Annotated in this window: 32 protein-coding genes; 5 read left to right on the top strand and 27 right to left on the bottom strand. The window is 39.5% G+C overall.

Annotated features, from left to right (window positions below):
- The 24 genes from EHQ16_RS03320 to EHQ16_RS03205 form a co-directional block, all read right to left on the bottom strand.
- Positions 1–951: a hypothetical protein gene (locus EHQ16_RS03320; protein ID WP_135636371.1), complete on the bottom strand. Its 951-nt coding sequence runs from the start codon at positions 949–951 to the stop codon at positions 1–3.
- A 9-nt stretch (positions 952–960) separates the two neighbouring features.
- The gene (locus EHQ16_RS03315; RefSeq protein ID WP_135636373.1) at positions 961–1,632 is read right to left on the bottom strand and encodes a hypothetical protein; all 672 of its coding nucleotides are present in this window, start codon (positions 1,630–1,632) and stop codon (positions 961–963) included.
- A complete protein-coding gene (locus tag EHQ16_RS03310) occupies positions 1,632–2,768 on the bottom strand; it encodes a baseplate J/gp47 family protein (protein ID WP_135636375.1) in 1,137 nt (378 codons plus the stop codon). Before EHQ16_RS03310 ends, EHQ16_RS03315 begins: the two co-directional genes overlap by 1 nt.
- Before the next feature lie 17 nt (positions 2,769–2,785).
- Complete coding sequence (locus tag EHQ16_RS03305; RefSeq protein WP_135636377.1) at positions 2,786–3,091, bottom strand: hypothetical protein; 306 nt, start codon at positions 3,089–3,091, stop codon at positions 2,786–2,788.
- Positions 3,092–3,200: 109 nt separating this feature from the next.
- Complete coding sequence (locus tag EHQ16_RS03300) at positions 3,201–4,478, bottom strand: hypothetical protein (RefSeq protein WP_135636379.1); 1,278 nt, start codon at positions 4,476–4,478, stop codon at positions 3,201–3,203.
- Positions 4,475–4,828 carry an LIC10183 family protein gene (locus EHQ16_RS03295; protein WP_244241906.1) on the bottom strand — a complete coding sequence of 118 codons (354 nt, stop codon included), beginning with the start codon at positions 4,826–4,828 and terminating at the stop codon, positions 4,475–4,477. The genes EHQ16_RS03300 and EHQ16_RS03295 overlap by 4 nt, the downstream gene beginning before the upstream one ends.
- An 82-nt stretch (positions 4,829–4,910) precedes the next feature.
- The gene (locus EHQ16_RS03290) at positions 4,911–5,519 is read right to left on the bottom strand and encodes a hypothetical protein (protein ID WP_135636381.1); all 609 of its coding nucleotides are present in this window, start codon (positions 5,517–5,519) and stop codon (positions 4,911–4,913) included.
- The gene (locus EHQ16_RS03285; RefSeq protein ID WP_135636383.1) at positions 5,516–6,478 is read right to left on the bottom strand and encodes a late control protein; all 963 of its coding nucleotides are present in this window, start codon (positions 6,476–6,478) and stop codon (positions 5,516–5,518) included. Before EHQ16_RS03285 ends, EHQ16_RS03290 begins: the two co-directional genes overlap by 4 nt.
- Positions 6,478–6,885: a LysM peptidoglycan-binding domain-containing protein gene (locus EHQ16_RS03280; RefSeq protein ID WP_135636385.1), complete on the bottom strand. Its 408-nt coding sequence runs from the start codon at positions 6,883–6,885 to the stop codon at positions 6,478–6,480. The genes EHQ16_RS03285 and EHQ16_RS03280 overlap by 1 nt, the downstream gene beginning before the upstream one ends.
- Positions 6,882–7,331 (bottom strand): DUF6046 domain-containing protein, encoded by a 450-nt coding sequence (locus tag EHQ16_RS03275; RefSeq protein ID WP_135636387.1) that lies wholly within the window; start codon positions 7,329–7,331, stop codon positions 6,882–6,884. The genes EHQ16_RS03280 and EHQ16_RS03275 overlap by 4 nt, the downstream gene beginning before the upstream one ends.
- Before the next feature lie 8 nt (positions 7,332–7,339).
- Positions 7,340–9,889, bottom strand: a complete 2,550-nt coding sequence (locus EHQ16_RS03270) for a phage tail tape measure protein (RefSeq protein ID WP_135636389.1) — start codon at positions 9,887–9,889, stop codon at positions 7,340–7,342.
- A 260-nt stretch (positions 9,890–10,149) separates the two neighbouring features.
- Positions 10,150–10,278 carry a hypothetical protein gene (locus EHQ16_RS19625; protein WP_279632360.1) on the bottom strand — a complete coding sequence of 43 codons (129 nt, stop codon included), beginning with the start codon at positions 10,276–10,278 and terminating at the stop codon, positions 10,150–10,152.
- A gap of 77 nt (positions 10,279–10,355) precedes the next feature.
- Positions 10,356–10,775, bottom strand: a complete 420-nt coding sequence (locus EHQ16_RS03260) for an LIC_10177 family protein (RefSeq protein WP_135636393.1) — start codon at positions 10,773–10,775, stop codon at positions 10,356–10,358.
- Between the two features lie 18 nt (positions 10,776–10,793).
- Positions 10,794–11,231, bottom strand: a complete 438-nt coding sequence (locus EHQ16_RS03255) for a hypothetical protein (protein ID WP_135636395.1) — start codon at positions 11,229–11,231, stop codon at positions 10,794–10,796.
- 16 nt (positions 11,232–11,247) lie between these two features.
- Positions 11,248–12,753 carry a DUF2586 family protein gene (locus tag EHQ16_RS03250; RefSeq protein ID WP_135636397.1) on the bottom strand — a complete coding sequence of 502 codons (1,506 nt, stop codon included), beginning with the start codon at positions 12,751–12,753 and terminating at the stop codon, positions 11,248–11,250.
- Position 12,754: 1 nt separating this feature from the next.
- Positions 12,755–13,171, bottom strand: a complete 417-nt coding sequence (locus EHQ16_RS03245; protein WP_135636398.1) for a hypothetical protein — start codon at positions 13,169–13,171, stop codon at positions 12,755–12,757.
- Positions 13,171–13,776 carry an LIC10173 family protein gene (locus EHQ16_RS03240; RefSeq protein ID WP_135636399.1) on the bottom strand — a complete coding sequence of 202 codons (606 nt, stop codon included), beginning with the start codon at positions 13,774–13,776 and terminating at the stop codon, positions 13,171–13,173. The genes EHQ16_RS03245 and EHQ16_RS03240 overlap by 1 nt, the downstream gene beginning before the upstream one ends.
- Positions 13,773–14,204: a phage virion morphogenesis protein gene (locus tag EHQ16_RS03235; RefSeq protein WP_135636400.1), complete on the bottom strand. Its 432-nt coding sequence runs from the start codon at positions 14,202–14,204 to the stop codon at positions 13,773–13,775. Before EHQ16_RS03235 ends, EHQ16_RS03240 begins: the two co-directional genes overlap by 4 nt.
- A complete protein-coding gene (locus EHQ16_RS03230) occupies positions 14,201–14,620 on the bottom strand; it encodes a hypothetical protein (protein ID WP_135636401.1) in 420 nt (139 codons plus the stop codon). Before EHQ16_RS03230 ends, EHQ16_RS03235 begins: the two co-directional genes overlap by 4 nt.
- Positions 14,621–14,625: 5 nt before the next feature.
- Positions 14,626–15,045, bottom strand: coding sequence for a hypothetical protein (locus EHQ16_RS03225; RefSeq protein ID WP_135636403.1), 420 nt, complete (start codon positions 15,043–15,045; stop codon positions 14,626–14,628).
- Between the two features lie 21 nt (positions 15,046–15,066).
- Positions 15,067–15,408 (bottom strand): hypothetical protein, encoded by a 342-nt coding sequence (locus tag EHQ16_RS03220; protein ID WP_135636405.1) that lies wholly within the window; start codon positions 15,406–15,408, stop codon positions 15,067–15,069.
- Positions 15,409–15,473: 65 nt separating this feature from the next.
- Positions 15,474–16,553 carry a hypothetical protein gene (locus EHQ16_RS03215; protein ID WP_135636407.1) on the bottom strand — a complete coding sequence of 360 codons (1,080 nt, stop codon included), beginning with the start codon at positions 16,551–16,553 and terminating at the stop codon, positions 15,474–15,476.
- A 10-nt stretch (positions 16,554–16,563) separates the two neighbouring features.
- The gene (locus tag EHQ16_RS03210) at positions 16,564–16,935 is read right to left on the bottom strand and encodes a hypothetical protein (protein ID WP_135636409.1); all 372 of its coding nucleotides are present in this window, start codon (positions 16,933–16,935) and stop codon (positions 16,564–16,566) included.
- Complete coding sequence (locus EHQ16_RS03205) at positions 16,935–18,218, bottom strand: hypothetical protein (RefSeq protein ID WP_135636411.1); 1,284 nt, start codon at positions 18,216–18,218, stop codon at positions 16,935–16,937. Before EHQ16_RS03205 ends, EHQ16_RS03210 begins: the two co-directional genes overlap by 1 nt.
- 450 nt (positions 18,219–18,668) lie before the next feature.
- Here EHQ16_RS03205 and EHQ16_RS03195 point away from each other — a divergent pair, with 450 nt between their 5' ends.
- Positions 18,669–19,106 carry a hypothetical protein gene (locus tag EHQ16_RS03195; RefSeq protein WP_135636415.1) on the top strand — a complete coding sequence of 146 codons (438 nt, stop codon included), beginning with the start codon at positions 18,669–18,671 and terminating at the stop codon, positions 19,104–19,106.
- Here the strand turns inward: EHQ16_RS03195 and EHQ16_RS03190 are convergent.
- The 3 genes from EHQ16_RS03190 to EHQ16_RS03180 form a co-directional block, all read right to left on the bottom strand.
- Entirely contained in the window at positions 19,057–19,485 is a 429-nt protein-coding gene (locus EHQ16_RS03190; RefSeq protein ID WP_135636417.1) for a Rossmann-fold NAD(P)-binding domain-containing protein, read from the bottom strand. The genes EHQ16_RS03195 and EHQ16_RS03190 overlap by 50 nt on opposite strands.
- A gap of 278 nt (positions 19,486–19,763) precedes the next feature.
- Complete coding sequence (locus tag EHQ16_RS03185) at positions 19,764–20,027, bottom strand: hypothetical protein (protein ID WP_135636419.1); 264 nt, start codon at positions 20,025–20,027, stop codon at positions 19,764–19,766.
- Between the two features lie 1,013 nt (positions 20,028–21,040).
- A complete protein-coding gene (locus EHQ16_RS03180) occupies positions 21,041–21,466 on the bottom strand; it encodes a helix-turn-helix domain-containing protein (RefSeq protein ID WP_135636421.1) in 426 nt (141 codons plus the stop codon).
- Positions 21,467–21,856: 390 nt separating this feature from the next.
- Between EHQ16_RS03180 and EHQ16_RS03170 the strand changes: the two genes are divergently transcribed.
- From EHQ16_RS03170 to EHQ16_RS03155, 4 genes are read left to right on the top strand one after another with little or no spacing between them, the layout of a single operon-like run.
- Positions 21,857–22,087: a helix-turn-helix domain-containing protein gene (locus EHQ16_RS03170; RefSeq protein WP_135636423.1), complete on the top strand. Its 231-nt coding sequence runs from the start codon at positions 21,857–21,859 to the stop codon at positions 22,085–22,087.
- Complete coding sequence (locus tag EHQ16_RS03165) at positions 22,084–22,500, top strand: hypothetical protein (RefSeq protein WP_135636425.1); 417 nt, start codon at positions 22,084–22,086, stop codon at positions 22,498–22,500. Before EHQ16_RS03170 ends, EHQ16_RS03165 begins: the two co-directional genes overlap by 4 nt.
- Positions 22,497–22,751: a hypothetical protein gene (locus EHQ16_RS03160; protein ID WP_135638819.1), complete on the top strand. Its 255-nt coding sequence runs from the start codon at positions 22,497–22,499 to the stop codon at positions 22,749–22,751. Before EHQ16_RS03165 ends, EHQ16_RS03160 begins: the two co-directional genes overlap by 4 nt.
- Positions 22,748–22,966: a hypothetical protein gene (locus tag EHQ16_RS03155; protein ID WP_135636426.1), complete on the top strand. Its 219-nt coding sequence runs from the start codon at positions 22,748–22,750 to the stop codon at positions 22,964–22,966. Before EHQ16_RS03160 ends, EHQ16_RS03155 begins: the two co-directional genes overlap by 4 nt.

Raw genomic sequence — 22,966 nt, 5'->3', positions numbered from 1 at the left:
CTATATTACTTGGCTCCTCCATACTCCGCCACTCTTCACAGCAATTCCAGATAGACTGCCTCCAACCGGAGGTATTCCCCCGATTACATGACCATGGATAGAGTAAGTATTCCCAAAGGAAATTCCTGCTGAAATTTTATACAAAACAATAGTTCCATCAACATCAGGTATATGCGTAAAATTTGTACTATCTACCCATTCATCAATGACAAACGCAGACTGGCTAGTTGGATGTGTATGCATTTTAGGGGCGTAGAGATTTGGTAAATTATTTGTAATGAATTGGTTGATAGCGGTAATAGAGGAAGTCAGAGATTCTACCTCTGTTTCTAACTTTGCCATCAAAACGTTTAATGCATTGGTTATAGAAATTCTAGCTCCACCGACAAACGATGCTATAAGATCATCTAAAGATCCAATTTTAATGTTAGGAGCAAGTAATCCATTAAAGATTGAATTAGGACTTAACTTGTCTGCATTCATTCTTCTCCAATTCCGTAGATCAGAAAGAATTGTAACCGTTCCAGAAATATTTCGAATTTCTGCCAAAAGTATATCGTTAGGTTCAGCACTTCCTAGAAAGAGAATTTCGAAAGAATTGTTTCTATAATTTATCGCGTAACCTGTAGAGTCAAAATTTCCGGATGAAGTTTCTTGAAATCTGTGCCGAGCAACAACCACTGAATCAGCCTCTGGTCTAGATATTTGTAAATTATTAATATTTGAAAACTGGATTCTTCGACCTTCACCGTCATAGCCAATTAAAGAAGATATATTAACTGATCCTGGAGTTGTTCCCGGAGTCACAGCTCCACCAACAAAAACATTACCTGAAAAAATATCTGTGAATCGATTGATTAACTCAGAAGCAAATGAAGAATGTTCAAATAAAAAATCCGTTTGATAAATAGGTTTTCCATTCCACGGCCACTCAATTCCACTTAACTTCATATTACCTCCTTAATAAACTAACCAATAACGTTGCAGACCTAAAACGCCGTCTGATAACTTATCGCCCTTATAAATTTCACCATCGCTTAATTCTACCGTTGAAAGATCGTCAAGTTCTTCCCAGACTTCATAGTAATTCCCACCAATAGTAGTCTTATTTAACATATTTATAACATTGCGTCTTGTTATACGATCAATTGCTGGTATGTAATAGCGGACAGAATAGAAAAAATAATCCCGTGACGCACAAATACTGCCAATAAGACCGCCCATTACGAAAAGGGAATCTATAACCTTTTCTGCTTTGATATCAGATATGTTTTTTCCTGTGATAGTGCTAATTAATGATCGTTTAACTGAAATAGAAGCTGCTTGCTGTTTGTAACTATGCTCAAACAAGATTCTTAGTTTATAATCAATGTCATTTTCATTAATTTCTCTGTTTCTTTTTATCTCGTAACGATTTCCCCACCAATCGACTCCTTTGCCAGAAGAAGTTGAAAATCTTATTTGATTGTATAGCCAGTTTAGTCTTGTTAGTCGCTCTTGTAAAGCCATGCAAAATGAAAACAGAACGGAATACCATTTTATCGAGCCATGTCGATCTTTAGATTCTCTAATTGAGCGTCTTTGGTTTCTCCAAACAAAATGGTCAAAATTGAATGTGAAACGATCACTCATTAGTAGACACCCAAAATAACGTCAAAGTTAGGGCCTTTGAACGCGATTTGACCTGAACCAACAATAATATCAATATCATTATCTACGTCACAGAATACAGCGTCAGGAAATTGTAAAAGAAGCGATTTGAATGCATTAACTATAAATGATTGCTCATCCTTTAGTTGAGCAAAGAAAGTGTCTACGATTGCTTGTATAGCTGCATTAGTCGGAATTGATTCCGCAGTGGCGAAATATAACATAAACGATTTGTTGATTGGAATTCCATCGGCATTTTCAGAAACTACGTGAGCTGCTCCTCCTGGATTCATTGCTTCACTATTAAAGTGTTCCGAAATTTGGGTAAGTTGGGCCGAAGAAAGTGTGGAACCATCAGGCCCCATCAGCAATAATTTGATAACGCCTGGAATTCCCAGCGCTTTACTAGATTTAAAAACAACTTTTTCAACAAAAGTAAATTTGAGAGCTTCTAGGATATACCAATCAACAGTCCATTTTTGTGAAGTTGAACCAATTTGAATTTGTCTTAATCGTTCTCGAGCCGTTGGCAGCCGTTCTCTATCGCGACCACCGGAATAAGGAATTGTATCTGGATTATATACAACGTCGATTTCGGGAATATAATCGACATGTTCTGTAATTGAATTAGGTGTTACGTTACCTTCAAGTCCAGATGTAATACATTCACAGATCAATTCAATGGTGTATTTTCCGTTTGAATCAGCAGGAACCAACGCTGGCAATAAACCTTCCTGCAATGTTTGGAAACGCATTTTCCTGTCGGTTGTTGCGACAACGTAACCTGCAGGAATCGGGACTTTATAAACCGGCTGCACTGATGAGCCGATACGAATTCTATGTTTGGCGGTTGTAGCTTCTTTCCATTCATCACCTAAATCTGCTAGTGATAAATGAACATCTTCCTCTTCCATAGTAGAAGGATGTAGAGCATTTTGGAAGGCGATTAAGTTCTTGTCTATGAAAAGGAAAATTGCATTTCCTATGGCCCGTAAGATTGTACCAGTTTTCGATAACGGAGATTTTAAATCGTGACCCTTGAAAAGTTGATTTTCATCATTTTCAACGAACCTAATGACCTCTCTTTGAACATTTTCTTTTGTAGTATGAATTATCATTTATTTTATGCTCACACTTATGAATAACGTGGTGTTCCAACCAAATTCCGTTTGATGCCAGCAGTAATATCTGCTTGGAGTGCGTTCCATTCTGCAATTGTTTTGTATCCAGTATTGCCACTTGGATTCCAATTGATTGATTCAGGTATCCATCGTCGCCCCCACTGATTGCTGCCTGGGTAAGTGACGATGGTAACAAACATCTGATGTGATGCCAGCCAGGCTGCGTTTCCATCATAAATTTCAAATGGAGACAAAGCTCTGATGGTGAAGAAGAGCATACTTCCATCGTATCCCAGTATTTCGTAGTGTGATCCTACCACTGGAACAAAATATTCATATTGCGCTGGAATAACATCTTTACTTTCATATGAAACGTTTTCGTATCCGACTACGCTTTGTGAGGTGAGTAATAGGCTGGCTAACACCGTTCTACCAACCTTTTTTCCAAGAACCAATAAAATCAGTTTCGTCTTTATATACAGTGAGGAGGCTTCTTTTGTTGGCTCCAAGATCAGGAGTTTCTAAAGACGGAATTATGATGTTGGATGGTAATGTTACAGTTCTACCGCCAGTTGCATCTTGCTTTAAACGAATTAAATAAACGTTTCCCTCTGAACCACCAGAGATTTCAGAAAAAGTGACATTCCCTGTTAAGGTTGCTTTAAATGTTCGTTTTGCATTCAAGGATATGGCGGCAACTGAACCAGAAATATTTCCTAAATCATGAATGATATTATTCCATTGATCCTTTTCAGCATCAGATACAAATCTACGTGAAGTCGTTTCATTCACTTCAGCTGCAGGAATATTTCCTGAATTTCTTTTTCCACCCAAAGCTGTATCAACTTCAGATTTTGTGTATGTATCCGATTTATTTGCTTTATCCACATTTAACCGAAACACAGTTCCTGCAGAAGCCGGTTTGTTCGCTATCTCGGAATCAGTGTCGTTCACGATATCAGAAACGTTAACTTTTCCTGTCGCGTATGTTGCGAGATCCACTGCATTTTCTTTAATAAGATTAACAATTTCTTGTAAAGTATCAAGATCCACATCATCAGAAGAAAGAATTTCATTTATGGTATGAATCTGATCTGCCAATTGTTTTACTGAATAAGCCGATGCCGCTTTGTTAGTTGCTGTTGAAGTATGACTGGTTAGAATGTCTAAGACAGTCAATTGTAAAGCATCAATTACACTGCCGAGGCCAATCTGTTCTTTTGTAACAGAGTGCGGATTGCTAATATTGCTCTTATGATCGTTCAGCTGGCCAACAATTTCAGCGTCGTTTAAAATTCTTGCCGTTGCCTCGTTATTGATTACTGCCATCAAATTGTTAGAGAGATGTAAGTCGTCGTTTTCCCTTATTGATGCTTCTTCTGAAATAGCTTGAGTAAATAAGTTTTGGAGAGCCGTTGAAAGGTTTGTGATTAGTGCATTTGTGAAAGTAGCGATCTTTACACTGGACCATGTTGTGTTTGCAGATTGAAGTTCATCTTGAATTAACAATCTAATGTTTTGTAAAATTTCTTCCTCGATAGTTTCATTTTCGTAACCACCTGGGAACATACCAAAAACTTGACAATAGATAAAGATAAGAAGTTTTTCTGCGAGGTTTTCTCTGGCCCAAAACCTTGCTCGATCTTTCAGTCCTTCTACTTCATGAGTCGGAAGATTGTATTTAAGTGCGAAATCTTGGATCCTCATAACGACAGAGCAACCTCTGCATTTGTTTTTGTACGGAAATAAATTCCGATAGGTTTTTGTTTGTCTTTGTTTGTGACTTCAATAGTGCGCGAATCGATTGTTGGGAAATATCCAAGCACTCGTTGGATATCAGACATACGTTCTTGGGAAGAAACTAAATCATCACTTTTAAGGAAAGATCGTTGCCGACTATAGATTTCAGGAAAGTCGAGATCGTCTGCAATCGGCATGTCAAATGCCTCAATTAACATAGAAGATATGATGTCTCGATCATGATCCAGAATTTTTAATTCCTTCGTTTTCTCTTCAAACGCGAGATCCTTCGTTACTGAGTCTGTTGCAAAGTCCACGATATTACTCTTTTTCTTCTCTTAAGGATCGCAAGGTCTTTGTTGTAAAATCGATGTCCACTGTCTCTTATGTCCTAACTTTTTATCCACCTACCGAATATTTCAGATTTGTTTTATCTAATTCTGCAGGAACAGCCGGTAATGGAATAGATTCTATCGCAGCGACCAAGCTCCCTTTCAAGGAGCTTCCCCCATCCGACGGAGTGATAAGAGCAACTTTTATGGCAGTGTAAAGCGATTGTAAACTTGCATCCAACTGTGTTAAATACGTTTTAAGTAAGATTGTATTCGGTGCTGTTATTGTACCTGATCCGATGGTGACCCCGGTAGGTTCAATTTTTACTTCCAGGGGTGTAAGGTTTATTTTAAGTCCTGATTCAGATAATTCGTATTTAAGGATGGATCCAATTTGACCTTTGATTTTTTCTATTTGATTGAATCCAATAGCTATCGATCTATCCGATCGATTCTCCAATGAGATGACCAAACATTTACTTCCTGTCTTGGGAACGAATGGAGGAAAAAACTGAATATCGTCTTTAGATGCATTGTTGATGATTGCGGTAAGTAATCCAGAATCACCTGTCGAGGGATTTGGCTCCTTCTTAATATTTCTAACCGTAGCGATTGAGGGCCAATGAAAAGAAAAGTTTGCAAGGAATATGGTTACTAGATCATCAGCAATGCTCATTCTGCACCTTTAAAATCAACAACGGAAAGATGAATATTTTGACGGTATTTTGAATCTCTAGCGAGCCAGGTCTTTACTACCTTTTCTACAAAAACATTTTTCGTACGTTTGGAATCATCTGGATCTTCGAAACGAATAATTTCAGAATGTTTTACCGAAGGAGCTCCGAAGGCTTCAAACTTTCCAACCAATCCCTTCCCAGCGATTTCTTTATAAATTGATTTAGCGAGCTCAAGGGCTTCCTTTTGTGAAAGACGATCAACATCAACAAAATGAGAATCACCTTTTCCAAACCTACCTTCCAACGTTCTTCCTGTTTCCGGTTGGTAGCTTCGAACAACAATGGTAATGTCTTTTCCTTCGCGAGTAGAAACTTCATCTTTGATGATATTATGTGTTAACCGAAATCGTTTTGGTATACTTGGACTTATAACCTTCGTTGGATCCTGAGCATAAAGAATTCCTCCTCGAAAGAAAACATCAATTCCGCGTTTGCGGAGTTGCATTGCAGCCCATGCTCCGCTCCGTCCATTAGTATCCATCGTAACTTTTAATCCTGCAATTCCAGGATCCACTTTGATCGCTACACCCGCTGGTGCTATCTGTTGAAGGTAGTTTTCTATACTTACGTTATAGAAATTTTTACTCAACTTCTTCTGTTGCATCGCAAACATTCCATCTCTGCAGACAATTTCCAACGGTTGTTTCGGAGAAACATCAACTACTTCACCTTCGAATTCAAGTATTTCTCCTTTCGTAGGCAGTTTACCATCATACCAAGCATACCATTTCACTTCCTGGCCTTTTTTGATCAGCTGTGAATTGTAGCCTTTGCCTTTTGGGAGTTTGATACGAAGTTCAGCACAAGGCTCTTTTCTTCCTTCGGTAAGTTCCGCTTCCAAGATTTTATGAAGTGTGATGAGACCGACTTCCAATCGTTGTTTCATAATGAAGGCCATTAGTTTAACCTCATTTGTGCAGCCTGGAAAACACGTTTATCCACGAGAGCTGGAATAACTATCTCACCTCCTAGTGAATATTTAAGAATTTGAGAATTGTTTATATTTCGAATTAAGTATGCAAAGTGTTCGGTTTTGTAGTATTGATCAGACAAACTTGTATAAGTGTCGATGTCCGTTACCGTATGCACTTGGTTAGAAACTGGCAATTCCCGTCTGACGAAAAGTTTCATTCCTTCCTTAAGATCGTCGCACCATTTGAATCCTAACTTGGAATTGTAGAAAGCATTGTCATCGCGGAGGACTGGCCAAAGAGTCCAATCTCCCCAGTAGTAAGCTGCGATTCTCTGTAATGTTTCGCCAAAGGTCACAACATGAATTCGTTCATTACTTTTACCAGAAATCATAGAGGATTCTCCAAATCGAAAAATGGGTCATCACTAAGGGCTTCGAGTCTCACTGGCAATTCGTGCGCTCGGTCTTCATCAGGGAGATCGATTTTGGTGAGCAGGATGAATTTAATATTCAATGCATTTAGTTTGGGATGGATAACCGTAACCGAATCAAGTTGATCCCATACGGCTAAAATTTCCTTCAGTTCTTTGAGAGCCATAGCCTGTAAACCAACCGGGGAAACATATTCAAACTCGATAGTTAGATGCCAATCGTCATAACCGACAACTTCTTTGACCGTACCAATCGCACCTTGAACTTGAGTTGCAGAATGATTTTTTGGCCTATAACCTGTTACCTTAGTACCGCGAGGGCAAGTATAAGTTCCGATTATTAATGGATCTAAATCGCCAGCAGTAAAACCTAAAAATGGACCACCAGGTACTGGATCTAAAAGCATCGTCTATCCTATCTATAAAATGCCGCGAGGCGGCTTAGTTCTTGTTCGAGACTTTGACCTGCAAGTTGACCTGCCTCTCGGAAACCGTCCTTGCCTGAATTGAATATTGCTTTCCCGACAATATTTTCGATTGTGATTTTGAAACTGTTTCCGTTGATCGGCTTACTGTTATTAAGTGGATTGGAAACATTAATACTCGGAGTTTCCAAGGCTTTCGAGTATTCTGCAGGATTGAAATCCATTTTCATACCACCATTTTGGTGGAGTAGTTTTGTTGCCTGATTCAAACCAGCAGCTTTTAAAACATTATCTGAAGAGATAGAAGAAGTGGCCGCCACTGGTATAGCTGCGCTTGGTTGTTTTGCCATTCCCAGGTAACCAGATTTATTTAATTCATCAATCTTCGATTGAACTTCTCCGATTTTAGTTGAGTATTCTTGAAACGCCAAAGAGCCAGATTTTAATCCTTTCTTTTGATTTTCCAAAAGTTCCTTGGTTTCGCCAAGCGTTTGGATTTGAGATTTAAATGCAGAAATCTGGCCAAGCTCCGCTTCATCATTTGCTCGTTTGCTTTTTAAAGCAGAAATTGATTCCTCAAGCCCTTTGTAAGTTTGAGATCCGCTCATTCCTGCTTTCAGCATGTTTTGACGTTGTTTTTCTAATGCTTTAATTTTAGAATCAGCCTGACCAATACCATATTCTAAATCAATTTCTCTTTTCCCCGTTTGATCTGCAAAAAATTTCTTCGTCCAAACATACGCTTTTTGAACTGCGCCAGTGATGGCTTCCCAATTTTCTACAATATGACCTAATGCGGCAATAGTCCATCCGATTGGCCCACTGAGAGCCAGCAAAACACTAATTAGTTGTTTATGCTCTTGCCATGCGGAACTTACCTCTGAAGAAATTTCATCCCAGTAGCTGATGACCAATACGACCACAGCGATCAATGCAACTAATGCAAGTATAACGGCTCCAACTGGATTTGCCGATAAAGCCGCATTGAAAGCCCATTGTGCAGCCGTCGCAAGAGAAGTCTTCCCGGACAACACCGCATAAACCATACCTGTTACAGTGATACTAGTTCGTTCAACACCGAGTAACGCGATGTTAGTAGTTCGAGCAATGGCTGCAGCTCGGACAGCTGCGATTTGACCAAGTAAGGCAACCTTATTCATTACCCACGCTCCAGCGTTATAAAAAACGGCTCCTGTTTCTAATAAGATAGTTCCAGTGTATCTAGTATTTGCAATGGCAGCGGCTGCTTTGACCGCAGTATACGCTTTCATAAAGGAGACGTAAGAAATCACAGCTCCCAAGAGTGCAAAAAATGGAGGTATTGCGACAAGAAGCCAGCCAGCAATAAACCGAAACTTTTCGCTTTCATTCACGAACTCTATCAAGTGGCCAGTTCCATCGGCAATCATCTCTAGAAAACCTGAAACGGGACCATCCGTTACGCTTGCGAATGTATCACCTAACGCTTTTATAGAGCTTGTCACTCTATGCCATTGCGCTCCCGTATTAGCCGTTACTGTTTCCGAAGCCGTTTCAAATGCAGAAAAATCCATCTTATCTACGGTACCACCAAGATAATCAATATCTTGCTGAAGTTTTCCAACATGAGGCATTAAGTTCAGAATTGTTTTTACACCTTCTTCTCCGAATGCTTTGATCAAAGTAGGAAGATCATTAGTGGCATCGATGTCACCAAACTTATTGTTGATCTCTTGTAAGACCATTGGCATTGATTTGAGTTTACCGGTCGCATCAGTCGCACTTAATCCAATGGATTTCATACCGGGACCAATTTTAGAAAGGAAAGCTCGGTAGGCTGTTCCGGCTTCTCCTGGATTCATAACGTTTTGCAATCTTCCTAAAACCGCAGATTGTTCCGTGAATGTAACGTTTAGCGAAGCTGCTGCTGAACCTAGACTATTCATTGCCTGATTCATCGCAGCTCCATCTGTTCTATACAAACGTGATGCTTCGGTGATTGTATTTCCAACCATTCTTCCAAAATCAGCGTCGGACATACCTGAATACATAGTCTTGTATTGGTTGTATGTCATACCAAATAACTTTGATAAGTCTGCGAAGGATCCCTTGGTTGCAATTGCTGTTTTTTTTACTGATTCAGCAAATTTGGGGAGTGAGTCTGATTCTAATCCTTCGACTGCAGATTTTAAATCATACATCCCTGAGAGAATTTCTGTTTTATCGATTCCAGTTTCAACAGATAGGTGAGAACCAGCTGCAGAAAGAGACTGTACTTCTTCTATGGAAAAACCAAGTGTCTGGAGTTCTTTTTCTAGTTTGGATGTTTCCATCCTAGCCGACACCATATTTGTGGAAAAGCCCAGAGTCGCAGCTGCACCCCAAGCCATGATTTTTCCCCATTTTTGGGAGGTTGCGAAACTGCGATCTATAGATGTAACTTGGTCTTCTGTTAGTTTAAGGGAATTGCGAAGTTCATCCCAGTGGTCTTTTAGCTTTTGAACCCCACTGGACATCCCATCCTTAAGACTGAGAACGACCCCTAATTCGAATGTTTCCATTGCTCATACACCAATGGAAACACAGTAATCATAAAGTTTGCGAAACTTAACACGTATGCAAGAGTTCGATACGATTTATCATCGATCTTCCTTGCGAAGTAAACACCAAAAAAAGGAACTATGAGAGCGAGACATGTTAGATTAATATTTCTATTGTCCCGTGCTATATTGACATGCAATGCATGGTTTAGCCGCTCCATTCGCTCCTTTTGTTCTTTGTTGTTCATATATGTTAGACTACCTGTGTTTCCAAAAAAAGGTCAAGAGGAAAATGACTTCGCAAGTCCCCTGTTAACGCCAGCTGCGATGATATCAATCAACCGTTCCTGAATCCAATTCACGTCTTCATTCAGGTTGATTAATCCTTCAATGTCTAAAACATCTGGCATAGGTTTTTCCGGAAAGAAAAACCCATTCAGAAGTTGTAGCTGTAAATAAGCTGTTTTAAGTTCCTCTTTCCTATCCTTTAGAGCTTTTTTGCGGTCACCTCTTGGTTAACCTTTGCTAATTGCAGTAGCTTCTTTGCAAATGAACTTGCAAGTCCTGCACTTCCTAAGTTAATCCAACTTTGGAAAACATTAGAATTTGGATAAACCGAACAGTCCGAAATGAACTGCAGATCAGCTTCTATTCCTGTTAGTTTGTCTGATCGCTTTTGGATTTTCTCCAAAATTTCTTTTGAAGGAATTCTTACTAGGATTGATTTTTCGTCTGCTTCCAGGAGATGAAGACCACCCATTGGCTCAAGGAAACGTTTCACTGTGGAAATCGGTTCCTTATACTCCTCAAGGAAATGTTCTGTTACAGGGATGTATTCCTTCGGAAATAAATCCATCGCAGCTTTAAAATCTGAAAGCGAAACTGTATGTTCTGCACTTGTTTCCATAATTAATTTACCTCCTAACTATGTGAATGTGATGATTGGGTAACTTGTTACTGCAAGATCCAATTCTACTTCTGAAGTATCATCGGATTCCTTAAAAGACAATGGTACTTTTGTAATTGTAACTGCAGGAATCGTGAGTTTGAATGTTCCATCCTCACTTTCTGCAGAAGCCGTAACTGGAAAAGGTGGAAGTTTTAACAAATCCCCACCCATTGCAATTGCCGCTTGAAACATGTATTTCAACTCACCAAGCTGAACTTTCATTTTTGCAGATCGTTTGTAACTTTTTACTGACCAGGAAACTGGCTCTCCGCCTTTTCCAAGTTTAAAGGCAACTTCCTTTTCATAATCTAATGAGAATTCTGAGAACTTGATCAGCTCTCTTCCCATTACATTCGCTGTAAAATTTTCGAAACTCAAACTCTGTGGTAAAACATCACCAGGTTTAACGCTCATTTACTGACTCTCCTTATTATGCCGCTTCCCCGAATTGGGTCGTCCATTGAATCGCATCGATTCGATCCTTGATGAACATTTTGATTGTTGCTGGTAAAACCTTTTGGTTCCCAACTTTCTTGATCTTTCCTAAAACAATTTCGTGTCCAGAAATCTCTGATTTTCCTGCGATTTCCATCGCTTCGGAAACGGCTTTATCACAGTAGGCTTTTACTGCATCCAATCCGCCAGAACCGGAGTTTGTCTCAGTGTCCATTTTTAGAAATGGAAGAGAAGTTTTGTAAATGATACGTTCGATTTTATTCTTACGTCTCATTTCGGGAATGAACTGAAAGTCCGAGTCTGACGGAGCCATAAGATTATCACTCGCGATAAAAACACCTCTCTCATCTGGATACATTACAAGCATCGTTAAACCAATTTTATCTAATGGTTTTAAATAAGTGTTGTATGCTCCGTTCCAATAACGAATTCCAATAAAAGTCCGTGATTTGTTCTTCTTCACCCAAGCCGCACTTTCATTGACACGACTTGCTGCGATCCGAGCACAAAGGTAGGTAGCTGCATTTCGATAGACCTCGTTAGCCTCTGAAATTTCTTTAGCTGCATTCCAGCCACCAGCAGATTCAATTCCCCCTGAAATGTAACGGCCTTCAGCACCAACCACACAAACGTTTTCACTTTTGAAAGAATCCCATTCATCTTGCATTCGTTGGAAGTATGCCGGAATTGTTTCAGCTGCTAGTTCCGTTTGTTTTCCTTCAATCTCAACGACTGCAAACAATCGGAATAATTTTTCGTTACGCATTTCAGTAAGTAACTGTCCTATAGAAACTGCAACAGCTCGTGTAACTCCCTTTAAAACGTGAACAAAATAGAAAGGTTGGTCAGCCTGATCTAATTGTTTCAATGCTCGAAAACATTCTAAAACACTTACCATCGATGCAGAAGGTGCTTTGATGATAAATGTCCAAGTATCTCCAACTTTGAAAGTATCTGCAGGTGTTGTGGCATTCGTAAATGTAGCCGAAACTCCAACAGCAAGCGCAATCACTCCGCTGATAGGTAAAACGACAGGAGGAGAAAAGTTAACTCCTCCGTCTTCAGACTTACGAACTTCAGCTGCTCCGAGAGCTCCCGCCTTTGTGATCCGTAAAACAACTTTCCGAGAACCAGTTGGAGTTCCACTGGTTGTCGGTGCTGTGGCCGTCCCTGTATTGATTTCAGAAGGGATGGGAGGTTCAACGGTTCCCACGGTATCACTGGCAGGTCTTCCAGCAAGGACAGGTACAGGAACTTCTCCAGCCGCCTCATCGAATTCTTCGAAGTGCTGTTGGAGAGAATCTACGAGTGGCCCTTGTCCAAAATAATCTTTTGCTTCTTGAGTTGAGAAAATAAGTTTGAACTTGTTCGGTTCTCCCATTTCTGCTTCACCAATTTTTGCATGGATCTGATCTTCGAATCCTTCTGAATTGTTAAGACCACCGCTTTGGTGTGTTGTATTTACTGAACTGATTCCCATTTTACTCGCCTCCTTTTGCGCCGACAAAAAATACACATTTCATTTTGATATCGGATACAGGACACCTTACACGTAAAAGAGTAAGATTCTCTAATCCTGCTAACTTCAATTCTCTGGTTTTTACCCAAACTTCCGAATCGTTTAGCTCGAATTCGAAAGGAGCTGGTTCATCCTTTCTTACATTGGCCGAGGAGCTAGTTTCTGCCCATACTCCGTGGATATGAAGTAATTGAACGTTTGTTAGTTCTGTAATCGGGATTTCCTTTGGTCCCGCCAGTTGTGTTAGTTCAATTGCGAACCGTTCCAAGACTTCTTCGCAATCGTGTTGCGATACAATATCCACCAAGCTTTTTTTGATTACGGCACCATCTGGTATCCGTATTTGATCGACGGTCGTTTTAATTTGGTAACGATCCATTATTTCCTCTCAATCCGAACAGGTTCTTGAATCTCTAGAGTGACTCCTGCTAATGTCTCTTCTTCTTCAATTGTATAAAGACCATCCCTAAAAATAATTTCAAAGGGAAGTTTGTAATAGCCGTTTGGCGATTCTGGATCATCGACTACATTGGTCATTCCTGATCTAATTTCAAAAGGAATACCTTCTGCAGTCTTTGCATTGCGATGACTCGAAACATACAGCAAACACTGATCGAGTATCCCTCGATCAGTTACAGAACTAATTACATCCAAAGCTGGATCACTGAACCAGAAGTCTATAGTGTATTTGATCTCTTGTTCTACATTGCGAACTGCGTTTTTAAAAAACTTTCCTTCATCTCGATGAATCGTTGCTAATCGGTGTTTTCGATTTTTCCAATTTCGATTTGTCGACCCGTTGAATTTTATGATGGCACATGGTATTGATTCCTGCAGCTCATCAAGTTTGGGAACATATTCAAAAACTTTATCTTCTGGAATGATAGGGGTCGGTGTTTGATCAAGTTCTGACTCCAGGTTTTCGGGCACTGTAACACAGCTGGCAATCATTGCTTTGATATAAGTGATATGATGTACTTTCATTTGAAGATCTCCGAGATTGCCTCTCCATAGTTCTCACGAATAGGTTCGATAGAATCTTTCATAGCAGGGCGAACATGAGCTCGCTCTTTCGTTCCTCCTGTTTCAAAACCAAATTCCAACCTGCGAGCTTGAGGTGCGTTGGTTCCTACTTCATAGGTGGTACTGTCATGTTTACGAGTTTCATAACTTGCTGAATATTCACCATGAGCGATTAGAATCAATGGGGAAAGACGTAGTTTCTTTTTTCGTTCCTTTGTCGCTTCACTTAGCTCTGGCCAGTTAGTTCTATATTTTTGTGATCGAATTCCTTTGATTATGTTGGCTTGAAGAATCGCCGCATTCTTAGCTTGGGTCTTTTCTAAAACCTTCGAACCTTTTTTAGCGGCTCTCAATAGCATAGGGCCAAATGAATCTGTAACGGACATCATACGGAGTTTCCTCCTGCTTTTGGCTTATATACTTCCACTCGCCTAACAGAAAAACCATCAAGCTCTTGGGCTGGATGGATGGTAGAAATTAGCCAATGTTCATTATCATTCTTTAAATTATCTGGTAAAGCCACTGCAGAACGTAGAATGCGGCAATCTTGAGTGATCACAATGTCCCCAAGGTCTTCTGTTAGAATTTGGCAAATGGCGGAATATGTTTGGCGTTCACCGGCAGATTTGTCTTCATCGGAATTGGTCCAAATCCAATTACATTCCATACTACCGATTGGTTTCCAAGATACTTCCTTTTTAGAGTTTAATCCTTGTTTTCCAGGAAGAACTTCCTTGGAAAGAAGCGTGACGGCAGCATTCGTCGTATCTCGGAATCCTCGCTCAAGCATTGACCGGATGCTCATATATCTTAAGCCACTCCTTCAAAAGGAGTAGGAAGTTTTCCGAAAAGAATTTGATATGCTTTGTTTCTCAGTCCTTCTGCAATTTCCCCGCGTTCTTCGGCACCCAAACGAGAGCGTTTAACCTTAGTACCTTCGGATCCACCGGAGGATACTTCTTCAGGATTAAAACTTTCATCGAAACCGAATTCTTCAGCAATCTCTGCTTTGATCAATAAAAGCTCGGCAGATAGAAGTTTGGAATCATAAGGCTCTTGCGAGGGAACAGGATATCCCCAGTAGTCGATTTTAGTTCGTGCGAACAAAGCACAGGTTTCCAAAAATGATTCGTAAGGAGTGGGCAAATTTCCCTCTGCCTTATCACTCAGATCAAGGTCTTTTGGTCTAATGCGAATCATTTTTTTTATTTCCTGCACTTTGTTTAACATACAAATTTTCTCGGATTAAAACTAAGTGACTAAAATAGAAAAATCGCCGTTAGGCGGATTATAAAAGACAATGGAAACCAAATACGGTTTGTTATACATGAGGTTTCTTTTTGTTGTTCGATTGGGTTTGCCTTTGGGAAAATCCAAAATTTTAAAGTCACTATAGTTTGTCGGAAAGTTGAAATCGAAACTCGCTTCGTCGAAATCTTGCGCTACGATTTCAGGTTGAGAAATCGCAGAGGATTCAATTTCAAAGGAAACGACCAAGGTTCCCGATTGTTTTGGTTTGTTCTGATAAGCAAAAATGCTTGTTGCTACAAACATTAAAATTGCTACCAGGATAGCTGTGATGTTTAACTTCATTTTTCCTCCTGTGATTAATGAAATTCTGATCCGGCATATATGCCGGATTTTATTTAGGTTTTGTGTTACGCCTTCTTGTTCTTTTGAGCGCAACTGTTTGAGAAAAGTTTCGCGAACTCAAAGTCGTATGAAATCACACTACCTTGGATTTGCTCTCGGATGAATTTGTCACTTTCTACTAACTGACCAGCTGCATCTTCGATTAGTTCGAGAGTTAAGTTCTTATTCCAAACAATAACAGAATCAGCATCCATCTCTTGGTGAGTTTTCCAATCGATTCCAAAGAAACCTGCAACTTCACCATCCTTTAAGAAACCTTCCAAAACATTTACAGATTGGAATTGTTTGAAATTCGTTTCATCCGTAAGAATTTTTTCCAAGAATGCTGGATGAACTACTGCGTGAGTAAACTCAGCTCCTTTCGTCGGATTCAAAAGTAGACTTACTAGATCAGAATATTTCCAAGTGGAAGTTGCAGTCTCAGTCGGAAGGATTGCAGTATTTGCATTTCCGTCACCTTGCTTAATCACTTGCAACGCTCTGTGAGTGATTTGTTTAGATAAGTTCCAACCAAAGACCTGAAAGATGTGCTGTGCTTTTAAAACTTGAAGCCGCTTTAACGCATCATAAGTGAAGTCAATTTCAATCCCAACTTTGCGAGTAGAGATTGCGTTTTCCTTTGTGGCGATTACGGCTCGCGGGAATTGGGATCCTTCCTTTGATTTTGCCTTGGCCTTAAGGTCGGATGCGTTGATATCAAGGGCCACTGATTTTGCAGAACCTTGGGAAACTCTTGTTTTGACACTATGAGTATCGTCGAGTTTAACATCCAATTTCCCAGAGTTCATTCCAAGGTAGATATTTTGGTTGATAAACTCAGGGAAGAGAACTTTTGACATCGGGGATGCCTTGATGAAATCCTCTACAGCGAAATTTGCCTTCCCGATTGGAATGTCATTGGCCATCAATTGGCGCTCAAAGGCAGTTAGATCTTTTCCAATTGGATTTGCTGGATCATAACCTGCTTTAACTTCTTTTTGTTCGAGGAATTCATTCATTGACATTCCTTCGGATTTTGCATCTGCGTAAATACCAGCATCTAACTCTAGCTTAACGAGACCTTCTTTTGTTATTGTGTCTGCCATGTCTTCCTCCTTACAGAATAAATGTGAACTTGCTTGCGCTTGTATCGACGTTAACCACTCGGACAGATAGTCCGGTTGCAGCGACTTTTAGTTTTCCGGCAGCATCACTTTGAACTGTTATCAACCCAAGTGTTGGTGCCGTACCTGAATACTCAAATTCGAGCATTCCAGCCACTTTCACGGCTGCAATACCAGGTTCAACGGACGAGAGTTGACCAAGGGGAATCTCGTTATTGGCAGCCAATGCCACAGTTTTGTTTGCTGAAACTTTTACTGCTTTCCCAACATCAGCTTGAGTGAATCCACTTTGTTTAAGTGTTATTAGCGTTGGAGGAATGACTCCAACAAGACCTGGGTCAAAAGGATCATCAGATAGTCCCATTACTTTCCTCCAATTTTATAGTTACCGGCGTTCTTTTTGGTTTCTACAGCCGTTTTATCATTTTCGGAAAACTCACTCGATGCACGAGTTAGTTGGTCCGAACCACAGGATCCACATTTCAGTGGATGTTTCTCTTCAAGTTTCGCACCGTATTGAGCACAAAACGCTTTCACCTGTTCCATGTTTGCAGACTGAATCATTTTTTCGATGATAGGATCTGGTTTATTCGAAGTAAACAACCGATAGGCGGTAAGAGCTTTTTCCACGTAAGTTTGCAATAATTTCTTTGGCTCTTCGAGAAGAGTTACCACTTCCGAAATTTTCGAATCAAATTCAAAAGTCGCAGGAAAAGTTTCTAAACCGAATATCTTAGAAAATTTTGCAGTCGTTGACTCCGCTTGATCTTGTGAAAGTTCAGCGGTTTTGAGTTTCCCGTTTAGGGATTCGATGGTTTGCCCCGCTTGTGAAAGCACAGCCTCTAGTTTTTCTGACGGTAGATCAATAAACTCACCCTCCCCAACGGACAGACCGAGTTTTTTCATATCTACCCCCAAAGTTGACAAAATAGCGCGTTTGATTTGCGGCATTTCTTCATTCTCCTTAGGGTTTTGTTCTTCAAAATGAGTGCTAGTAACAGAATGGAATTTTTTAGCAGTAGGATCAGCACCAGCTGCAACGAGAGAAGTTTCCGGGATTTTTAAGATTTTAGTTGCGATCAAACGAACAATCTGACCGTCCACTTCTTCACCTAATCGCCAATAGAAGCCATCCAAATCAACGTGTGACCGTTTAAATTGAAAGATGATCCCAACAGAATTGGAATCAATCAATGGGGGATCTGTTTGTAAACGCGTTACAATTTCAGGAGCAATGTTTTTAAAAATACGAAACACTGCATCAACCCCATTAACTCCTGTTCGATTTGAAAAGACTGGATCTCTTGTTGCTCCAACAGAATTTCTCACATTCGTTATATGGTCTGTATAGATTTTTGTTTTGAAAAGGTTCGTTGCTTTTTCAAGAACTCCTTCCTCACTAAAATCAACCCACCAACCTGGAATGAGAACCATCGACAACATACGAAACATAAACTCTGCATATTCACTTGTCTCCGCGACTGGAGAAAACTTTGCTGAACTTTCGCTTGGTTTATTGTCGATCTGCGCAAGAAGATTGGAACGAAACTCTACACGGGCATTACCTGAATTGTGTATCAGTAAACCGTTATCAAGTTTCGCCCAACCTTCCTCGTTAAATTTTAATGTTTTTGTCTGTGCACTCACAATAGTTAAATTCTATGTGAATGAACCTTTTATAAAATAAAAGAACGAAATAATAACAGTGGCCTCAAGTGTCCCTTATGTCCTAACTTTTTTATTTTACTTTAATTTTGATTCGTGGAAGCGACCACAACATGAGCAGACCTGTTTTTCTTTTGGCTTTAATCTCTTTTTGTTTAAATACTCCTGTGCTTCTGAAATCAGAATTCGTGTAGATCTCTCAGAAAGCGCATATGCAGGGATATTTCCACGATCTATCTCGCGATAGATATGTTTGGTGCTCATTTCGCAAAGACGCGCAAAGTGAGGAATTGTATAGAATAGTTTGGAAGTCTCCTTCGATAATTTGATTTTTTGTTTTGATTTGTCCATGATCACCTAACGGCCTATCACAAAAAAAACAATTGTCAAACTGATTTTAGAGACATAGAATACTTTTGAGGACAATTTAATATGAGAGAGGTAAAGAAACTATCCGCAGAACATCTAAAAAAGATTTGGGCCACTGCAAATGAAATACATTTAACAAAGGACCAGTTAAAACAAATTGTTTTTGAATCTGTAAAAGAAGAATCTATTTCCAACTTAACTCCAGGCAAAGCGGTGCTTATCGTTGCAAGACTGAATGAATTAAGAAAGGAGTATTATTCGAAACAGAAGAAAAGTAAGTTGGAGTTGTTACGATATAAACTCCAAAAGAGGTCTTATTCTCAAGTAATGAAAGCAATTGAAATTTGCAATGAGATTAAGAAAGCAGGAAAGCAATTTGATTTAGATCAGTTTGCACAAAGGCAATACAACAAACCATTTGATCTTTTAACACGAGCACAAGCGGCAAAACTCATTCAAGTGCTTTTGGTAATTCGGTCCCGTTTGCTCTCGCATTCTTGATATACTCGATTTCTTCGTAGTATGGTGGACGATCGAGTCCACAAATATCTTTATACTCGCGAAGAAACCAACTAAGCTCACCTGGGTTATTTATATTTTTTACATCAGAAACAAAAATCTTTGCGTAATGCATGGTCCTCCCTCGATGATCTTCTACATAAATCCTTTTATATTTCTCAGGCTTCGCTTCTTCTCCTTGCATTAAAGCTTTATCAACCTTTTCTGAACTCGGAATTGTTCCCAAATGTGGACAAACATCAACTAACCGATCTTTGTAATCTGAAAAATAATTGGTATATACCCAAGCCAAGCTATTATTCCATAAATCATAAACAAGAACGATCGGATTTAGAAACGCTATAAAAACAAATGCGAACATAATAAAATCCTTTTATTGCAACCTAACGAAAATTTAGTTCTAAAAAAAATATAGGTAAAGTAAAAATTCTTTGGCTCTTTAGACAAAAACCTTGCCAAATGTCCGTGGTGGGAAATATACTAAACAGATAGTTAGGTATAAAAATGTTTGATGTCAAGGAAGACGAATGTGAGATTTGGTTGAGTGAAATAGGAGCCAGCCTAGATAGGCTGGTTCACAGTTTAATGACAGAGGATATTTTTTACGAAAAAATCAGAGAGGAAACTGCCAGAGAAATTCTATTCATGTTCAGTTTGAGGAAATAAAAACCTCCAAAGAGATTGAAGATATTTTCCTTTAGGGTAGGGCTTAAAACTCCAACTATCAAATCCAAAAATAGGTTCCACCGCAAAAACCACAGGTAACCAGCTCCAAAATCCCCACAAAATAGGGACATCTGCATTTTGATAAAGCCTCATTGGTAATCCCATATAGATTACGTAGATAGAGTCTTTTTTAAGTTCTTCATCCGTAACTTCTTCAGCTAGTTTTAGCGAGTCCATACTATCCATATTTTACAAAATCGGTTTATAGTTTTGAAACGGCCAGGTTTTTTTAAGAATTTTAGAGAATGGGGATTTTAAAAAAAAACAAGTAGCCAAATCAGTCTCGTCTCAAACGCCCACTAATCTGACTACTTATTCAATCATACTCCCTATGTGGAAGGAGGACGATATTTGCTTTTTGGAATCTTAAGCTGAAAAGCTTCGAGCCCATATTGATGTGCAAATATCCGTCTCTTTAACCCACGATGGTAGTATGACTTAACGAAGATCACAACAAAGTCCTCTTCATTATTCTTCATACTATTACCCTCCTTCCATTTGCCCCTAAATAAGGCAAATGGAGCTTAAGGTATCGTTACCCTGAGACGATAATGTTATTGACGAGAAGATTATGTTCGTCTAAATAGTCAGTACGCACCAACTATAAAAAAAAGAACCTAACCCTGGGCGCCATAAAACGATCTGCCTCAGGCCTGACCAAAACCGGGGGGAGAATCCTTGAATCCTCTCCTCGGAATTTTTCGGCTAAATCTTCCAGCCATTCATTTTACGAACAAAAACGACAAGCATTCTCATCCATAAACCGCTAGAAGCATAGGCTACTATGCTGGCAACGATTAAATTTGTCAATGAGAAATCCCCTGAAACTAAAGGAAATAAGGGACAGGGAACCCGGTTCAAAAAAGTTAGGTCAAAATGACCAAATTTAAACTATGTCTCTTTAGCTTCGGTTCCCCTTTCACTCCGCCAGTCCGCCTTAAGATCTTGCTAAAAAACTGAACTTATTTTCACTCTCTTTCAAAAACTCCGTTTTTCCTAATAAATTTAAGAATTTTGGCCACCTGTTTTGCATTATATAAAAATTTCACCCGACTAAAAACTTAATAGAAATAAGTCGAATACTTGTTAGATGATAAACCGAGTTATGTCACGAGGTTTTTGAGACATAACTATTATTTTCCCCAAACAGTTTTTCTTTGTTTTTTTTTCAGAAAAAATCAAAGAAAAACCTACTTTCTTTCTAGGAACTTTTTCACAAGGTTTCTTACTATTTCCAGGCTTGTGCGATCAGATTTTGCTAGTTCTAGAGCACCCTCAATCACTTCCTTTAGTGCTGGATCTGCTTCTGTCTGAAAATGCTGCAAACGAAGCTTTTCTAATGTTTGAATTGAATTTTGAATTTCCTTTGGTTCCGGTAATCTCGGAATCCCATCACCAGTGATTATCCAGGTGGGGTTCAGCTGGAATTTATGCCTCAATTTTGAAAGAAATTCCAAATCCATTTCGCGGGAGTCGTTGATATAATTACTCACTGCCCCCTGTGAACGTCCCGTAGCTTCGGAAATATCTGCCTGGGTTGCATGTAAAACTTCCTTAATATACCAACGCAATCGTTGTCCAGGCGTATTCATTTTCCCTAATTTTTCTCCACTCAATCACCCCGCAATTCCTAATAAATGCGGGGTGAAAAAAATACTATTACAAATGTGAATTTTTTCTTGACCATTCACGTATGTGATAGTATGTAATTATTATTACATACGTGAATTTATCGACAAGGTTGGTTGTCGGCTCAAGTTCAAAAGGAATAAAATTATGAATGGAAGACTTAGCTCAATTCTAACGGAAATTGGGAATAGCAATTTAGGGAGTAGCCTGGATCCGTCGGATCCAGAGGGTACATTGAGATCACTCCCAGAATACCTTGCAGAGGTGTTAGGTGAATATAATTCAAATGCAAGTAGCAAGGAGTTGCGTAGTGGGTTACTTTATGCAGCTGCAGTGATAATTGAATTTATTTCTGTTATTGATGGAGCTAAATAGCAATGGCAACATCAAAGAGAAGTTATTTTATTCCAAAAGATCTTCGCGAAGAGGCAAAGAGGGAAATCTCTTATCGACATGGATCTATATCTAAGTGGTCAGAAGAAAATAAGCTAAGTTATAATTACTTAGTACAAGTGTTAAATGGTCTCGCCCCTTGTGCTGGCGACTATGCGGTATCCCTTGCTAAAGAGGGGCTTATACCAGCTGATAAGGCAAGTGTTTCCAAATGAAAATTATTGAATCGGCGCGTGGCCCTAAACTTCCTTTAAAGTTGCAAGTTTTGGCAAAGCCAGGTAGACGGATAAGTGATCTTGCTCGGAAATTTGGTCTCAATCGTCAGCATGTTAATAGTGTTATTGTTGGAAAATACAACTCAGCTCGTGTAGATTCCATTTTAAAAAACGAATGGGGAATCTCAGTAGAAGAAGCTCGGTCCATTTACAAAGAACATAAAGAGCGAATTGCATTAGGAAATCCTGTTACTGCACGTGAGGCGTTTGAATGGAAAACAAGAGTAAGTTTTCGCCAAGCAACTCAATCCGGAAAAACTACGAAAACCTGGGAAGAGTATCTCGCTGTGATGGATCAGGTCTCTTGGCCAACATTTCAGTATTCGTTTACGCAACGAGGAGTTGCCGCATGAACAACGAAAAAGAACCAAACGATATTGTGGATGCAGTTTTGTTTTATCGTAAAATCCGGAAGAGCATTCCTTTTCTTATGAGAGGATGTATTGTTGGGATATCCATTGCATGGGCGGTATTTGGTTTATACCTCGGAGATTTTTCTTCACATAGCTGGAGTCAGCCACAGAGGGGATATTTCCTTTTTACATTCGTAGGCGTAACATTATTTTATTTTTTGATCACCGCAGCCACGGAGGACTCCTTATGAACCCCTCTGCCTTGGATACAATGACAAAGAACGCACGGATATATTTTGTATCCAACGAAGACCGCAGTGATTATACGAATGGTTTTGTTGAGGGATATAAATCTCTAAAGCAAACAAAAAATACTGAGCCAGCTGACTTGGGTTTTGATCACGGAACCAAGCGTAGGCAATTAGAAGAACGAAAGGCGAAGGAACGCCATAATAAAGGGAAGTAA

The sequence above is a fragment of the Leptospira kanakyensis genome (assembly GCF_004769235.1).
In the GTDB taxonomy this organism is placed as follows: Bacteria; Spirochaetota; Leptospiria; order Leptospirales; family Leptospiraceae; genus Leptospira_A; species Leptospira_A kanakyensis.
The sequence above is the reverse complement of the archived record's forward strand: the minus strand, read 5'-3'. Positions and strand labels throughout refer to the sequence as shown.

Coding starts and splice junctions, on each gene's coding strand:
- EHQ16_RS03240 (WP_135636399.1), bottom strand. CDS start 13,776: ATGAAAGTACATCATATCACTTATATCAAAGCAATGATTGCCAGCTGT.
- EHQ16_RS03245 (WP_135636398.1), bottom strand. CDS start 13,171: ATGGATCGTTACCAAATTAAAACGACCGTCGATCAAATACGGATACCA.
- EHQ16_RS03225 (WP_135636403.1), bottom strand. CDS start 15,045: ATGTTAAACAAAGTGCAGGAAATAAAAAAAATGATTCGCATTAGACCA.
- EHQ16_RS03160 (WP_135638819.1), top strand. CDS start 22,497: ATGAACAACGAAAAAGAACCAAACGATATTGTGGATGCAGTTTTGTTT.
- EHQ16_RS03275 (WP_135636387.1), bottom strand. CDS start 7,331: ATGCTTTTAGATCCAGTACCTGGTGGTCCATTTTTAGGTTTTACTGCT.
- EHQ16_RS03235 (WP_135636400.1), bottom strand. CDS start 14,204: ATGATGTCCGTTACAGATTCATTTGGCCCTATGCTATTGAGAGCCGCT.
- EHQ16_RS03185 (WP_135636419.1), bottom strand. CDS start 20,027: ATGGACTCGCTAAAACTAGCTGAAGAAGTTACGGATGAAGAACTTAAA.
- EHQ16_RS03255 (WP_135636395.1), bottom strand. CDS start 11,231: ATGAGCGTTAAACCTGGTGATGTTTTACCACAGAGTTTGAGTTTCGAA.
- EHQ16_RS03210 (WP_135636409.1), bottom strand. CDS start 16,935: ATGGGACTATCTGATGATCCTTTTGACCCAGGTCTTGTTGGAGTCATT.
- EHQ16_RS03215 (WP_135636407.1), bottom strand. CDS start 16,553: ATGGCAGACACAATAACAAAAGAAGGTCTCGTTAAGCTAGAGTTAGAT.
- EHQ16_RS03285 (WP_135636383.1), bottom strand. CDS start 6,478: ATGGCCTTCATTATGAAACAACGATTGGAAGTCGGTCTCATCACACTT.
- EHQ16_RS03165 (WP_135636425.1), top strand. CDS start 22,084: ATGAAAATTATTGAATCGGCGCGTGGCCCTAAACTTCCTTTAAAGTTG.
- EHQ16_RS03300 (WP_135636379.1), bottom strand. CDS start 4,478: ATGAGGATCCAAGATTTCGCACTTAAATACAATCTTCCGACTCATGAA.
- EHQ16_RS03220 (WP_135636405.1), bottom strand. CDS start 15,408: ATGAAGTTAAACATCACAGCTATCCTGGTAGCAATTTTAATGTTTGTA.
- EHQ16_RS03290 (WP_135636381.1), bottom strand. CDS start 5,519: ATGAGCATTGCTGATGATCTAGTAACCATATTCCTTGCAAACTTTTCT.
- EHQ16_RS03315 (WP_135636373.1), bottom strand. CDS start 1,632: ATGAGTGATCGTTTCACATTCAATTTTGACCATTTTGTTTGGAGAAAC.
- EHQ16_RS19625 (WP_279632360.1), bottom strand. CDS start 10,278: ATGCCAGATGTTTTAGACATTGAAGGATTAATCAACCTGAATGAAGAC.
- EHQ16_RS03190 (WP_135636417.1), bottom strand. CDS start 19,485: ATGTTCGCATTTGTTTTTATAGCGTTTCTAAATCCGATCGTTCTTGTT.
- EHQ16_RS03310 (WP_135636375.1), bottom strand. CDS start 2,768: ATGATAATTCATACTACAAAAGAAAATGTTCAAAGAGAGGTCATTAGG.
- EHQ16_RS03270 (WP_135636389.1), bottom strand. CDS start 9,889: ATGGAAACATTCGAATTAGGGGTCGTTCTCAGTCTTAAGGATGGGATG.
- EHQ16_RS03280 (WP_135636385.1), bottom strand. CDS start 6,885: ATGATTTCTGGTAAAAGTAATGAACGAATTCATGTTGTGACCTTTGGC.
- EHQ16_RS03195 (WP_135636415.1), top strand. CDS start 18,669: ATGAGAGAGGTAAAGAAACTATCCGCAGAACATCTAAAAAAGATTTGG.
- EHQ16_RS03170 (WP_135636423.1), top strand. CDS start 21,857: ATGGCAACATCAAAGAGAAGTTATTTTATTCCAAAAGATCTTCGCGAA.
- EHQ16_RS03155 (WP_135636426.1), top strand. CDS start 22,748: ATGAACCCCTCTGCCTTGGATACAATGACAAAGAACGCACGGATATAT.
- EHQ16_RS03260 (WP_135636393.1), bottom strand. CDS start 10,775: ATGGAAACAAGTGCAGAACATACAGTTTCGCTTTCAGATTTTAAAGCT.
- EHQ16_RS03250 (WP_135636397.1), bottom strand. CDS start 12,753: ATGGGAATCAGTTCAGTAAATACAACACACCAAAGCGGTGGTCTTAAC.
- EHQ16_RS03230 (WP_135636401.1), bottom strand. CDS start 14,620: ATGAGCATCCGGTCAATGCTTGAGCGAGGATTCCGAGATACGACGAAT.
- EHQ16_RS03320 (WP_135636371.1), bottom strand. CDS start 951: ATGAAGTTAAGTGGAATTGAGTGGCCGTGGAATGGAAAACCTATTTAT.